Below are 13,435 nucleotides of genomic sequence, written 5' to 3' on the forward strand. Positions count from 1 at the left end.
ATAGGGCTCGGTTTGTCGCGCAGATGAGCGAAGATGCAGATGGCGAAGGTGGCTCGAGATCGTGACGCGCGACCGTCCCTGCTGGTCGATCTGGCGTTGCAAGGCGGTGGGTCGCATGGCGCCTTTACCTGGGGCGTGCTCGACCGCCTGCTCGAGGAGCTCTGGCTCGACATCGAGGGCATCTCCGGGACATCGGCGGGTGCCATGAACGCGGCCGTGATGGTGGACGGCTATGCCCATCGCGGACGCGATGGCGCGCGGGACGCGCTCGAGCGCTTCTGGAGACAGGTTTCGGACGCCGCGGCCTTCAGCCCGCTGCAGCGCAGCCCCCTCGACAGGTTGCTCGGACGCTGGACGCTCGACCACTCGCCGACCTACCTCGCCGTCGACCTGATGTCGCGCATGTTCTCGCCCTACGATCTCGACTTCGGCGTGCCGAACCCCTTGGTCCGGGTTCTGGAGGCGACAGTCGACTTCGACCGGTTGGCCGGCGCGGGAATCAAGCTGTTCATCACGGCGACCAATGTCCGCACCGGGCGCCCGCGCGTGTTTCGCAACGCGGAGCTGTCCCCGCAGGTCCTACTGGCCTCGGCCTGTCTGCCGACCATGTTCCAGGCCATCGAGATCGACGGCGAGGCTTACTGGGATGGGGGCTATTCCGGAAACCCGACGATGACGCCGCTCGTCCAGGAATGCGTGGCCGACGATGTCATCCTGGTCGCCATCAACCCGGTCGAGAGGTCGGAACTGCCTTACCGGGCCCGGGACATCCTCAACCGATTGAACGAGGTCTCCTTCAACGCCGCGCTGCTGAAGGAACTGAGGATGATGGCGTTGCTCAGGCAGGCCGTCGACCCGGGCGGCGCGGAGAATGCGCATTGGTCGCGCATGCGCATCCACCTCATCCGCAGCGAGCTGATGGCGGAGTTCGGCTCCTCGTCGAAGTTGAACGCCGAATGGGCGTTCGTCAGCAAGCTGCGCGAGGAGGGGCGACGCGCGGCGGACGTTTTCCTGACCGAACGGCGCGGTGATCTCGGGCAGCGTTCCACGCTCGATATCGATCGCCTGCTGCAAGGGACCTGACGGATGGGCCTCGCCGGCATCCTGCTCGGGCTCGCGCTGCTGATGGGGTTGGCGTTCCGCGGCTGGAGCGTCCTACTGCTGGCACCCTTGGCTGCCCTCATGGCGGCGGCGTTCTCCGGCGAGCCGCTGCTCGCGCACTGGACGCAGACCTTCATGGGCAGCGCCGCGCGCTTTCTGGCGCAGTTCTTTCCGCTGTTCCTGCTGGGCGCCGTGTTCGGCAAGCTGATGGAGGATAGCGGCTCGGTCGCCGCCATCGCGGCCTGGATGACGGAGCATCTGGGCACCGAGCGAGCCATGCTCGCCGTGGTTCTGGCCGGCGCGGTCGTCACCTACGGCGGCGTCAGCCTGTTCGTCGCGTTCTTCGTTCTGGCGCCGATGGCCGAGGCGCTGTTCCGAGCCGCATCGATCCCGCGCCGTCTGATGCCGGCGGCGCTCGCCCTCGGCACATCGACCTTCACCATGTCGGCGATGCCCGGCACGCCGGCCATCCAGAACGCGATCCCGATGCCGTTCTTCGGGACGACGCCGTTCGCGGCGCCCGGGCTCGGGATGCTGGCGGCCGCGATCATGCTCGGCTTCGGGCTCTGGTGGCTGCGGCGGGCGGAGACGGCGGCGCGCAGGCGCCACGAAGGCTTCGGCGACCCGGCTCCCGTGCCCGTCGACGCCGCGGCGGACGATCCGCTGGTGCGCGAGCGCTCGCTCACGGCCTGCGAGTTCGACCCTCATGAGGTCCACGGCGGGGTGCACGCCCGGGTGCCGCCGCCGATCTCGCTCGCGGTCATGCCGCTCGTCGTGGTGATCGCGGTCAATGTCCTGATGTCCTTCGTGGTGCTGCCGCGGATGGACACGCAGTTCCTGTCCGAGCCGCGCTGGGGCGAAACCTCGCTCGCCGCCGTCGGCGGGGTCTGGTCGGTGGTGGTCGCGCTCGCCGCCGCGATCCTGGCATTGCTGGCGGCGACCGGATCGCGCCTGCCGGCTCTGCGGGAGAGCTGCGACGCCGGCGCCAATGCGGCCGTACTCCCGGCCTTCAGCGTCGCGAGCCTCGTCGGCTTCGGGGCCGTGGTCGCGGCCCTGCCGGCCTTTGCCCTGGTGAGGGATGGGGTTCTGGGGGTCGGCGGCAGTCCGCTGGTCTCGCTCGCGGTGGCCACGAACGTGCTCTCGGCGCTCACGGGCTCGGCCTCGGGCGGCCTGACGATCGCGCTCGATGCGCTCGGCCCGACCTACATGCAACTGGCTGCCGAGCGGGGAATCGATCCGGGGCTGCTGCACCGGGTCGCGGTGATCGGCGCGGGCACGCTCGACAGCCTGCCGCATAACGGCGCGGTGGTGACGCTGCTCGCGGTCTGCGGCTCGACGCACGCCCAGAGCTATCTCGACATCGTCATGGTCAGCGTGACGGGAGCGTTGATCGCGCTGGCGTTCGTGATCGTGCTCGGCGGTGTGGTCGGCTCGTTCTGAACAACCGCGCTACGGGCTGGCGACGGCTTGCGCCGAAGCGACCCCGATCGACAACCTCTCGGGCGACAGGAGCGCGAGCCCACCCGCGCGCGCCGCGAGCCTGTGGACGTAGACATGGGCTGTCCGGTCCGCCGGATCGATCATCACCGGCGACGGCGTCGAGAGGATGCGCACGCCCCCGCAACGGCCGATCCAGTCGACGTGGCGATGTCCATGCATGACGACGATGCGGGCGGACCACGGCTGGATCCGGCGCAGAAGCATGCTGCCATTGATCAGTGCCGTTCCGATCCTCTTGGAGAGAATTCTGGTCGGGCGCGGATATTCGACGAGATGGTGATGGAGCGCAACGATCCAGCGAGCCTCGGGAAACGCGCGCAACGTGGCCGTGAGCCGGCTTGCCTGCTCTGCCTCGATCAAGCCGAGCGCATTCGTGAAGGAGAAGTGCGTATCCGCATTCGAGTTCAGCAGGACGACCCCAAGTCCATCCGGCGTCTCGGGCGCGAGCACCATCGGGAAGGCTTGCTCCCAGAGCTGGTTCAGGGGAGCGCCCCGCGAGCGCGCGCCGTCCGAGAAGTCCTTGATCGCGCGCTCGCAGGACGCGAGGCGGCGCGAGAGACGCTGGTCCGCGCCATCGCCGGCCCTCCCGGCCGAGACGCGCTCGCCCTGGATGCCTGCCGTGACCGCGAGCATCCGCAACTGCCGAAGACGCTTGGCCGGCGAGCCGGGGAGATCGAGCCGCGCAGGATTGGCGCGGTCCACCACGTTGACATCGTGGTTCCCCGGCAGGATCAGCATCCGCTCCATCAGGGCAGGATGGCGACCGAGCACATCCAGGAACTCGGCCCACTCCGTGGAACGGCCGGCATCGGTTATGTCCCCGGTGACGAGCACGAGGTCGAGGGGCCGCTCCGCGTGGACGCGCTCGAGCTCGGTCAGGACCCGTTCGAGAAGGCCGTTTCCCTGCGGCCCGTCGCGTCCGCATTCGATGCGGAACCCGTAGCGCTCTCCGACGACGTGCAGGTCGGAGAGATGGGCGACGCGCCAGACTCGGCCATGCGCCGGCTCGTCATCGAAGGCTTCGAGGTCGATGGGCTGGTCCATTGCCGCGTCAACGATGCCCCAGACCAGCGCCGCGACCGCGAGATAGAGGCCGACGATGACGACGCTGTTGGCCAGTGCCGGCATCAGCAGTCTCAGCGGGGAGGCGAGGTCCGCGATCTGGCCGGTCCAGCGGGAGTAGGGCCAGGCGCCGAGCACCAGCAAGGCGGCGACCGCCGACAGCAAGAGGCCGGCGCCCAGCGCCGTGGCTCGATGGAGGCGCGCTCCTTCGAGCCCGAAGCGCGCCGGCAGCCGATGCCCGGAGGCGTGACGCAGCGTCTCGCGCAGAAGCGTGAAGCTCGGTTGAACGACGAGCGCGTTGAGGGACCAGAAGCTGCCCTCGGCGAGCCGGTAAGCCCGCGCGCCGCCGAGCCAGCCGACCATTGCCAAGCCGATCAGCACGAGCCATGGCCAGAGGCCCGAGGCGGCATCTCCGAGCTTCCTGGAGACGGTGTACAACCAGGCGACTGCGACCAGGGGAGCGAGCCCCAGCAGGAGGCAGGGCAGGCCGATCAGCAGCATCCAAGCCAGGGCGAACTTGGGCAGGCTGATCTCGACGAGAAGGGTTCCCGCCAGCGCAGTCAGGGACCGCTTCCTGGGACTGGACGCATCATCCTCGATGTCGCCGCGACGCGGGTCGATCAGAAAGGCCATCGGGGCACGCCCTCCCGAGGATCACGGCCGCCGTGGCCGCTCGCCGGCGCGGCCTCGGGACGCCCGACCGGGCAAACAAGGCCGTCCGCTCCGATCCCGGATTCCGCGACCGGGCCGTGACAGATCTAGGCTAGCCGGCCGGCCCCGGGCCAGCGTCTGCCATGAACCATACGGGTTGCTGCATTCGGCCCCGGATCGGGTCATGCTGGCCGCCGAGGCGGGAACGGCCTGACGCCGGGCTCGCGGGACGAGGATTTGCGCTCGTCGAAGAATTTGCCGGCGAACCGAATCTGCGAGGGAGGACGAGCTGAGCCGCCCGCCGCGCTGCAGGGCAGCCGACGCCGCGCCGGATCCGACCGCGGCCGACCGGCGTCAGGATCGTGTCCCGTGGAACGTGGGTCGATGACGGCTGATCGAGGATTGCGCATATCCGCCGGCATCCTGGCCGTGCTGGGGCTCCTGACCGCGGCCTCGGCCGCCGTAACCGTGCTCGCGCCGATGACCTTCGCCCTGTTCCTGATCGCGATCGTCCGGCCCTTGCAGTGCCGGCTCCAGGCCCGGCTCCCCCGACCCGTCGCCCTCGCCGTCACCCTGACGGCGATCGTCGTTGCCTTGCTGGGCATCGCGGCGCTCGCGGCCTGGGCCTTCGGGCAAGTCGCCCAATCGCTCATCGCCGATGCTGGCCGCCTTCAGTCCCTCTACGAGTTCGGTGCGGCATGGCTCGGCGAGCGCGGCATCCTGGTGAGCGGCATCTGGTCCGAGCACTTCAACGTGAGCTGGCTCGTGCGAACGCTTCAAGGCGTGACGGGCAAGGTCAACACGGCCGTGAGCTTCTGGGTCGTCGCGCTTGTCTACGTGATCCTGGGTTTGATCGAGGTCGATGATGCGGCCCGGCGGATCGCCGCGCTCGACCGTCCGGAACTCGCGCGCATCCTGACGCGAGGAAGCGCCGAGACGGCGGTCAAGCTGCGCCGTTTCGTGCTGGTGAGGACCGCGATGAGCCTGGTGACGGGCATTCTGGTCTGGTGCCTCACGGCCGCCGTCGGGCTCCGCTTCGCCGCGGAATGGGGCGTCATCGCCTTCGTGCTGAACTACATTCCCTTCATCGGTCCGCTGATCGCGACGGCCTTCCCGACCATCTTCGCTCTGACCCAGTTTGAGAGCTGGCAGGCGGCGGCCGGCATCTTCGTCGGCCTGAACCTGATCCAGTTCGTCGTGGGCAGCTACGCGGAGCCGCGCGTGTCGGGCACCGCACTGGCGATGTCTCCCTTCGTCGTCCTGTTCGCGGTGTTCTTCTGGATGTACCTGTGGGGCCTGGCCGGCGCCTTCATCGGCGTACCGATCACGATCACGGTGCTGACCTTCTGTGCTCAGCACCCTGCAACGCGTTGGATTGCGGGCCTGATGGGAAACACGGTTCCCGCACGTTAGGGCATCGATCGCGCCTCGACCGCCGCTTCCGCAACGTCATCCGCGAGAGTGCGGCCTCATCTGCCGTCCCTGGCCGCGATCGGGGGCCGGCCCTGTCGGGTATCGCACGTGCGGATCGAAGACGATCGCCCCGCTCGGCCGAGATGGTAAGATCTCGTCGGTTGCAAAGCGCCATCGTCAAAGGCTTCGCCTCCCCGCGCAGCATTGACATGACCGGGACCTCTCCGATGGCATCGCGCGACGCCTCCGCGAGCAGCTGCGACGTATCGGGCCTCCCTGCTCCGCCGGCACTGACCGACGAGCGCACGCACGCCGCGGCCGCCGCTCTCATCCCGCTCGGCCTCGTCGAGGCGGCCTGCGCGGTCTTCGCCGGGTTGGACGTCGATCCGGCCCGGCTCCTCGCAGAGGCGGGCCTGGCGCAGTGGCAGCCCAGACGGAGAAACGGCGCGGTCTCCTGTGCCGCATTCGGCAGGCTGATCACGCTGGGCGCCGAACGGGCGCACTGCCCCCATCTCGGGCTCCTCGTCGGACAACAGGTCGCCGCCAACGCGCTCGGGCCGGTCGGATGCCTGATGCGGAACTCGGAGACCGTCGGCGACGCGCTGCGCGCCCTGGAGCTTCATGACTGGGCGTGGAGCTGCGGTGCCGCGGTCAGGCTCTGTGTCGAGGACGACATGGCGCTCCTCGGCTACTTTCCCTACCAGCCCGGCGCGAGCGGGACCGGCCTGAAGTCGGAGGGCGCGCTCGCCACCGTCACCAATGTCCTGCGCGCGCTGTGCGGCGCCGGATGGTCCCCGTCGGAGGTCCTGCTGCCCCGCTCCATGCCCGAGCAGACCGACCCCTACCGGCGCTTCTTCGGCGCGCCGGTCCGGTTCGACCAGGGGATGGCCGCGATCGTGTTCCCGACGCGTCTCCTGAAGCGAGGCATCGAGGGCGCTGACCCGGACACGCGCCACGCTGCGGAAATGCAGATCCGGCAGCTTGAGGCCGTCGCTCTGCCCCGACTGGTGGACGAGCTGCGTCAATTGCTGCGGACCGAGATCATCCAGGGTCGGTGGGCCGGCAAGGCGGTCGCGAGCCACCTGGCGATGCATCGCCGCACCCTCAGTCGTCGGCTGCGGGCGGAAGGGACGAGCTTCAGGCTGCTCGCCGTGGAGACCCGGTTCGAGATCGCGAAGCAACTGCTCGCCGACACCAACATCAGCCTCGTGCAGGTCTCGGCCACCCTGGATTTCTCCGAGCCCGCCGCCTTCACGCACGCCTTCCGGCGCTGGTCGGGCACGACGCCGAGCGCCTGGAGACGGGCGAACCAGGCGCCGTGACGGCCCGGGCTGCTGATCGGACATCGGGGCGATCGCTTCGCGAGCCGGAGCTCGGCACCGTCCGGCCATCGCGCGGGCTCGGCGACGCGCCGTGCCCATGACCCGTGCCCATGACCCGTGCCCATGACCCGTGCCCATGACGAGGCCGGCCGTTCGATCGTTCGAACGGAGGGAATGCCGTCGGGCAAAAGCGCTGGGCACGCAAGGCCGGCCCCGCCAGGGCGGTGGCTCCGCCCGGCGGCTTCGCGATCAGGTCGTGGGCGCCGCGCCTCAGTACGGGCGGCAGAAACCGGCATACGAGTCGTAGTAGCGGTAGGGACCGCAGCCGCCGTACGAGCCCGCGTTGCTCAGCGCGTAGCCGGCCGCGGCGGCGCCGACCCCGGCCGCGGCAAGGCCGTATCCGTAGGGCCGGTATCCCCCGTAGCGGCCATAGCCATACCCGTAGCGGCCGTAGCCCCCTCGGTAGCCCCCGGCCACGGCACCGCCGCGATATCCGCCGCGATATCCGCCGCGGAAGCCGGCCACGCGACCGCCCTGGAAGCCGCCGCCGCGGAAGCCGCCGCCATGGAACCCGCCGCCGCGGAAGCCGCCGCCGCCGCCGCGGAAGCCGCGCGCATCCGCCGTCACGCTGGTCAGGATCAGGGCGGCGACGGCCGCGGATCCGATGATGAGACTTTTCATGAAATTGCCTCCTGCTCGGAAGACAGCATGTCGGGCGCGTGCCGTCCCATCCGGCCCCGCCGGCCGGCCGGGGAGCCTGCCCGGCCGCGACACCGACGGGCGGGACGGTAGCGCCGAGGCGGGAGCGCCGCTTGATCGAGCGGGACATCCGGCCGTGTCGGATCTGGGCGACGTCGCGTCGGGCCCCGGCATCGCGGCCGGCGACGGCTCGGCCTCGGCGGCCTCAGGGCCATTGCGGCGATCGCGCGAGCTTGTCCTGGCGCGGTGGGCCTGCTGCAGCTAGAAGCAGCATCGGCATGATCGCGGACCGCACGACGTAGGACGGAAGTCAGTGAATTTGGTAGGAAGCTCGGTCCAGGCGTCTGCAGGAGATGCGTTATCGGGATCCCATGAGGATGGCCATTCGTCCCAGCCGCGCTCGAAAATGCAGCCGGCACGATAGCTTGAGGAACCTCATAGTCTAGACCCTGGCTCTGTTCCGGTTCGGCCGTGGTCGAATACGTGAGAAAATCAAGCCACGACCCGCATCAGTGATCCAAGAAAATGGCGATACAACAGCTGGGAGAGAAAGCATGCCGCGCAACATTTTGATCTTGGGAGCCTCGTATGGCTCCTTGCTCGCGACGAAGTTGTTGATGGCTGGTCACAAGGTGACCCTGGTTTGCCGAAAGAAGACCGCCGATCTGATCAATCGTGAGGGTACCGAAGTTCGGATCAAGTTGCGTGACGAGACGACCCACCGGGCCATACGATCGCGCGATCTGCCCGGCACCCTGGACGCGGCGCCGCCTGAAAACATCGATCCGACCCGCTATGACCTGGTCGTCCTCGCGATGCAGGAGCCGCAATACACCAACCACACGATCCGCGTCCTGATGATCAAGATCGCGGCGGCGAAGCTGCCCTGCCTCTCGATCATGAACATGCCGCCCCTGCCCTATCTCAAGCGGATCCCGGCGCTCGCGGAGATGGACCTGGAGGCTGCCTACACCAATGCCGGGGTCTGGGACCGGTTCGAGCCGGGATTGATCTCGCTCTGCTCGCCCGATCCGCAGGCCTTCCGCCCGGCCGACGAGGGGGCGAACGTCCTTCAGGTCGGGCTGCCGACGAACTTCAAGGCGGCGACCTTCGCGGACGAGGCGCATAACCGCCTGCTCCGGGAATTGGAGGCGGATATCGACGCGGTGCGGCTCGACGGCCTGGACGTCCCGGTGAAGCTCAAAGTGTTCGACTCGCTCTTCGTCCCCCTGGCGAAATGGTCGATGCTTCTGACCGGAAATTACCGCTGCATCACGCCGCGCGAGCCGCAGTCGATCCGCGACGCCGTGCACGGCGATCTGGCGCGTTCACGCGCGATCTACGAGCATGTCGACGCCATCGCCCAGCGTCTGGGGGCCGATCCCGGGGATCAGGTGCCGTTCGACAAGTATGCCAAGGCTGCCGAGAACCTCCTCAACCCCTCGTCGGCCGCCCGAGCCGTGGCGAGCGGGGCGCCCTTCATCGAGCGGGTCGACCTGCTGGTCAAACTGATCTCGCACCAGCTCGGCGCGCCTGACGCCGAGATCGACCGGACGGTCGACACCGTGGATCGGAAGCTCGACGAGCGGGTCATCGAGGGCGGATACGGCGCGGCGTGAGGGGCGGCCGTCTCGGCACCCGTCGCCAGTCACGGCTCTGTCCGATGCCGGCGCGCCGGGCCGTTTGACCTCCAACACTCGCGGACCCGGGCGTGACCGCGGCGGCCCCGAGAGAGGCCGCCGCGACGATCAGGACCGCTCGCGGCCTCAAGGTCCGTCCGATGCCGCGGCACGTCGCTCGCGTCATGGCAGGGCTCGCGTCATGGCAGGGCTCGCGTCATGGCAGGGCTCGCGCCGCGCCGGGCGCGCCCGGCGCGGCAAGCCGCCGACCTCAGACGTAGTGACGGAACACGGTCTCGACCATCTCGGCCTTTCCGGCCGCCTCGTCGTCGGCGCCGGCACACGGGCTTACCATGTCGATCGGCATGACGAGGGTCATCAGGGCCAGCAGCCGGCGAAGCGAACGGGCGAGGGACAAGCGAGCCTCCGTGGCGGGATCGGGTACGGCTCGTCACCACCGGTGGCGGCCAGGCAGTGCCCGGCGCCTTCATCGTCTCTTTCGGGCTGGCTGACTGTGACCGGGCTCATTGAAGGACCGCCCGGCGGGATCGCGCCGGGCTCCGCGACGCGCGGGGCGGACGGGCAGGGGGCCATCACCGGGCCGCCGCCCGGTCGAGAGCGCACGCGCGGCCCTCTCCGACGCTTCGCGCCGCGCAGCCGCGGCTCCGGCACGCTCATGCCATGACCGCTCGATTCCTTCGGCGCGGGTGCGGGCTCCCATCCTCGACCTCATCCTGAGGTGCCGCAGCGCAGCGGAGGCCTCCTTCGAGGCCGCTGGTGCGGCGCCTCAGGATGAGGGGGAGGGTGGGACGCTCAACGCCGAATGAACCCCTCCTTCGAGGCCGCTGACGCGGCCTTTCAGGATGAGGTCGAGGGTTCGGACCGTCAGCGCCGAACCGAAGGGATCGAGCGGCGGCGGGATCAGATGTGCCAGTCCGCGCTGCCCTGGCTGTAGAGGTTGGCCACGCCGTAGCTGTTGTAGCCGGCCGCGTTGCTGGCCAGGTCGCCCGCGTAGGCCTCGCCGTTGAAGCTGATCTGGTGGACGTAGAGGTTGCGGTCCGTCGCGGCCGAGCCGCTCCAGGCATCGTTGATGAACGTGACCGTGACGTCGTGGGAGCCGGAGCCGAACGCGCCCGTCACGCTGATATCCTGGGTCTGTCCCGCCGCATGCGACGCGTGCGTGCTCTGGACGTCGCCGACCTGCTTCCCGTCGACGCTCACGATGAAGCGCGGGTCGCCGTGATAGCTGTCGGCCGAGACGCGAAACACCAGCGTGTCGGTCTCGGAGGGAGCGGATGTTTCGAGGTCGGCGGTGGCCGACGAGGCACCGAACGTCTGTCGAAAGACCTCCCCGGCGCTCCAGTTCTGACCGTTTCGCAATTCGCCCGAGAAGCTCGCCGCGTTCGTCTCCCAGTAGTTCGCGTAGAGCATGTCGTGGTCCGAGAACCACTTGGCGGCATCCTGGATGTAGCCGCCGGCATGGGCATCCTGGATGCCCCATTCGGAGATCGCGGTCGGCTTGCCGTGAGCCGCAGCGAAGTCCTGCTGCCATTGCAGCCCGTATGCCTCATCGACCTTGCCCTGGAAGGCCTTGTGCGGGTCGGTCGAGTCCCAGGTGGTGTTGTAGTAGACGTCGGCCCCGATGACGTCGACGTCATGATCACCCGGGTAGGCGGTCGCGGGATCGATCACGCTGCCGCCGACATTCACGTCCCAGACGAACTTGAAGTCGCCCGACACCGCGCGAAAGCTGTCGACGAGGTGGTGGTAGGCATTGATGAACGCCTGCTCGTGACCCTGCGCCGCCCAAGGCGACCGGTTCAGGTTGAACTCCCATCCGACTCGGACATAGATCGGATCGCTTCCGGAATGGGCGGCCGCCAAGCCGAGGGCCGCCTCGCGGTAATGGTCGTCGAACGCGCCGGTCGCAGCCTGTTCCAGGCTGGACCCATTCACGGTGAGCGGCACGGACCAGATCACCGACCGCCCGGTCGGCTCCCAGAGCTGCGTGGCCCACGGAATGGATTTGTCGAACGCGTCCCAACTCGAATGGTCGAGGAACATCAGGACGTTATCGATCGGCCGACCGAGCCAGTTCTCGTACTGATAAAGCGAAGCAGAATCGTTGCCCAAATAAGCGCCAATTTTCATTAATTTATTCCTATAGCCTAATTTTTGTTGGCATCATTCGTTAATGCTGAGCTTATACATAAATTAACCTATCGCTCAAGCCTAAGATTGCTGCTGCGTTCGCACGGCCCTGCGCGCCGGCGCGACATGGGCCGGCTCTGTGCCCGGCGCGGTGACGAGGCGGGCGTGACGGGTCTGGCGGCGCTACCGAGGCTTGCAGGGAGGGCGTCGTTGTCATCGCGCCGCCCGCACCGGACTTGAGCGCGCGGCGCCCTGCGCCATGTCCCTTCGACAGGACCGGCCAAAGCAACGGACATGAGAGCCGGCCGAGGAGGATGCTCATGAAGACCGTGCCGGCCGATCCCAGCCGACCTTCAGGCACGCAACCGGCCGCTCGAGACGCCGAAGCGACGGGCACCCTCGCACGCCTCGGCATCCGCTTCACCGGCTGGGCCGAGAAGTGGTTCCCGGACGCCTTCATCTTCGTGGCGATCGCGGTGGTGATCGTGGCGCTCGGCGCCCTGGCGAACGGCGCGCCGGCGGCAGCGGTCGCCAAGACCTTCGGGGACGGCTTCTGGAGCCTGATCCCGTTCACCATGCAGATGGCCTTCGTGACGATCGGCGGCTACGTCGTCGCCACCTCGCCGCCGGTCCAGGCCCTGATCGACCGCCTCGCCACGATCCCCCGCACGGGACGCGGGGCGGTGGGCCTGGTGGCCACGGCGACCATGCTCTCGTCCTTCCTCAGCTGGGGCTTGAGCCTGATCTTCGGCGGCCTGCTCGCCCGGGCGCTGGCCCGGCGGACGGACCTGCGCATGGACTACCGGGCGGCCGGCGCGGCCGCCTATCTCGGCCTCGGCGCGACCTGGGCGATGGGCCTCAGCTCCTCGGCTGCCCAGCTTCAGGCCAATCCGAAGAGCCTGCCGCCGAACCTTCTGCCGATCACCGGGGTCATCCCCTTCAGCGAGACGATCTTCCTCTGGCAATCCCTCTTCGTGGCCGCGCTCCTGTTCGTGATCTCGGTCGTGATCGCCTACGCGTCGGCGCCGACGGCGGCCAGCGCCGTCACCGCGGAGGATCTCGGCGTGGACGTCTCGGCCAGGGAGGAGAAGCTCGATCCCCCGGCCCAGCCCGGGGAGAAGCTGGAGCATTGGCCGCTCCTGACCATCCTCCTCGTCCTGATCGCCGGCGGCTGGATCTGGCAGGAATTCGCGCGGCAATCCTGGATCGTCGCGATCTCGAACCTGAATACCTACAACCTGCTGTTCCTGACGCTCGGCCTGTTGCTGCACTGGCGCCCGAAGCGCTTTCTGACCGCGGTGGCGAGAGCGGTGCCGGCGACCGCCGGCGTCCTGATCCAGTTCCCGCTCTACGCCTCGATCAGCGCGATCCTCACGGGCGCCAAGAATGCCTCGGGCCAAACCCTGTCGGAGGTCATCAGCCACGCCTTCGTCAGCTTCAACACCGCGGGCAGCTTCCCGCTCTCGATGGGCGTCTATTCGGCGGTGCTCGGCTTCTTCGTCCCCTCGGGCGGCGGCAAGTGGCTGCTGGAGGCGCCCTACGTGATGCAGGCCGCCAACGAGCTGAAGGTGCATCTCGGCTGGGCCGTGATGATCTACAACGCGGCCGAGGCGCTGCCCAACCTGATCAATCCGTTCTGGATGCTGCCGCTGCTCGGCATCCTGGGGCTGAAGGCGCGCGACATCGTCGGCTTCAGCTTCCTGCAGCTCCTGGTCCACTTGCCGGTGGTCCTGTTCCTGCTCTGGGCGCTCGCCTTCACGCTGACCTATCACCCGCCGGTCATGCCCTGAGGGGGGCAGCATCAGGACGGGCAACCCGGGGAGTCCGGGCATTCCGGCCGGGAAACGCCCGGGGTCAGGGCCTGCACGTCGGCGCGAGGCGACGCTCCGGGTCCGATCAGCCGATCCCGGCCGAGAT

The 13,435-nt window shown here is 68.6% G+C and carries 10 protein-coding genes; 6 read left to right on the forward strand and 4 right to left on the reverse strand.

Features of this window, described 5'->3' with window-relative positions; all coding sequences use genetic code 11:
* Positions 1-39: 39 nt before the first annotated feature.
* Complete coding sequence (locus WDW90_RS03900) at positions 40-1,083, forward strand: patatin-like phospholipase family protein (RefSeq protein WP_336485946.1); 1,044 nt, start codon at positions 40-42, stop codon at positions 1,081-1,083.
* 3 nt (positions 1,084-1,086) lie between these two features.
* Entirely contained in the window at positions 1,087-2,541 is a 1,455-nt protein-coding gene (locus WDW90_RS03905) for a GntP family permease (RefSeq protein ID WP_336485947.1), read from the forward strand.
* A gap of 9 nt (positions 2,542-2,550) precedes the next feature.
* Here WDW90_RS03905 and WDW90_RS03910 read toward each other — a convergent pair whose 3' ends face one another.
* On the reverse strand, positions 2,551-4,296 hold the full coding sequence (locus WDW90_RS03910) for a metallophosphoesterase family protein (protein WP_336485948.1): 1,746 nt from the start codon (positions 4,294-4,296) through the stop codon (positions 2,551-2,553).
* A gap of 402 nt (positions 4,297-4,698) precedes the next feature.
* Between WDW90_RS03910 and WDW90_RS03915 the strand changes: the two genes are divergently transcribed.
* Together WDW90_RS03915 and WDW90_RS03920 are read left to right on the forward strand one after the other, a co-directional pair.
* Positions 4,699-5,727: an AI-2E family transporter gene (locus WDW90_RS03915; RefSeq protein ID WP_336485949.1), complete on the forward strand. Its 1,029-nt coding sequence runs from the start codon at positions 4,699-4,701 to the stop codon at positions 5,725-5,727.
* Between the two features lie 227 nt (positions 5,728-5,954).
* A complete protein-coding gene (locus WDW90_RS03920) occupies positions 5,955-7,049 on the forward strand; it encodes an AraC family transcriptional regulator (RefSeq protein ID WP_336485950.1) in 1,095 nt (364 codons plus the stop codon).
* 270 nt (positions 7,050-7,319) lie between these two features.
* Here the strand turns inward: WDW90_RS03920 and WDW90_RS03925 are convergent, their stop codons facing one another.
* Positions 7,320-7,730 (reverse strand): hypothetical protein, encoded by a 411-nt coding sequence (locus WDW90_RS03925; RefSeq protein ID WP_336485951.1) that lies wholly within the window; start codon positions 7,728-7,730, stop codon positions 7,320-7,322.
* Positions 7,731-8,302: 572 nt separating this feature from the next.
* On the opposite strand from WDW90_RS03925, the gene WDW90_RS03930 reads away from it, so the two are divergent.
* Positions 8,303-9,367 carry a ketopantoate reductase family protein gene (locus WDW90_RS03930; protein ID WP_336485952.1) on the forward strand — a complete coding sequence of 355 codons (1,065 nt, stop codon included), beginning with the start codon at positions 8,303-8,305 and terminating at the stop codon, positions 9,365-9,367.
* A gap of 271 nt (positions 9,368-9,638) precedes the next feature.
* On the opposite strand, the gene WDW90_RS03935 is transcribed toward WDW90_RS03930, so the two are convergent.
* Together WDW90_RS03935 and WDW90_RS03940 are read right to left on the reverse strand one after the other, a co-directional pair.
* Positions 9,639-9,785, reverse strand: coding sequence for a hypothetical protein (locus WDW90_RS03935; RefSeq protein WP_336485953.1), 147 nt, complete (start codon positions 9,783-9,785; stop codon positions 9,639-9,641).
* Between the two features lie 503 nt (positions 9,786-10,288).
* Complete coding sequence (locus tag WDW90_RS03940) at positions 10,289-11,500, reverse strand: carbohydrate-binding domain-containing protein (RefSeq protein WP_336485954.1); 1,212 nt, start codon at positions 11,498-11,500, stop codon at positions 10,289-10,291.
* Between the two features lie 338 nt (positions 11,501-11,838).
* Here WDW90_RS03940 and WDW90_RS03945 point away from each other — a divergent pair, with 338 nt between their 5' ends.
* Positions 11,839-13,308 (forward strand): short-chain fatty acid transporter, encoded by a 1,470-nt coding sequence (locus tag WDW90_RS03945; protein WP_336485955.1) that lies wholly within the window; start codon positions 11,839-11,841, stop codon positions 13,306-13,308.
* The last annotated feature ends 127 nt before the right edge of the window (positions 13,309-13,435 follow it).

This window comes from Methylobacterium nigriterrae (assembly GCF_037106235.1).
GTDB classification, from domain to species: domain Bacteria; phylum Pseudomonadota; class Alphaproteobacteria; order Rhizobiales; family Beijerinckiaceae; genus Methylobacterium; species Methylobacterium nigriterrae.

Coding starts and splice junctions, on each gene's coding strand:
- WDW90_RS03900 (WP_336485946.1), top strand. CDS start 40: ATGGCGAAGGTGGCTCGAGATCGTGACGCGCGACCGTCCCTGCTGGTC.
- WDW90_RS03905 (WP_336485947.1), top strand. CDS start 1,087: ATGGGCCTCGCCGGCATCCTGCTCGGGCTCGCGCTGCTGATGGGGTTG.
- WDW90_RS03910 (WP_336485948.1), bottom strand. CDS start 4,296: ATGGCCTTTCTGATCGACCCGCGTCGCGGCGACATCGAGGATGATGCG.
- WDW90_RS03915 (WP_336485949.1), top strand. CDS start 4,699: ATGACGGCTGATCGAGGATTGCGCATATCCGCCGGCATCCTGGCCGTG.
- WDW90_RS03920 (WP_336485950.1), top strand. CDS start 5,955: ATGGCATCGCGCGACGCCTCCGCGAGCAGCTGCGACGTATCGGGCCTC.
- WDW90_RS03925 (WP_336485951.1), bottom strand. CDS start 7,730: ATGAAAAGTCTCATCATCGGATCCGCGGCCGTCGCCGCCCTGATCCTG.
- WDW90_RS03930 (WP_336485952.1), top strand. CDS start 8,303: ATGCCGCGCAACATTTTGATCTTGGGAGCCTCGTATGGCTCCTTGCTC.
- WDW90_RS03945 (WP_336485955.1), top strand. CDS start 11,839: ATGAAGACCGTGCCGGCCGATCCCAGCCGACCTTCAGGCACGCAACCG.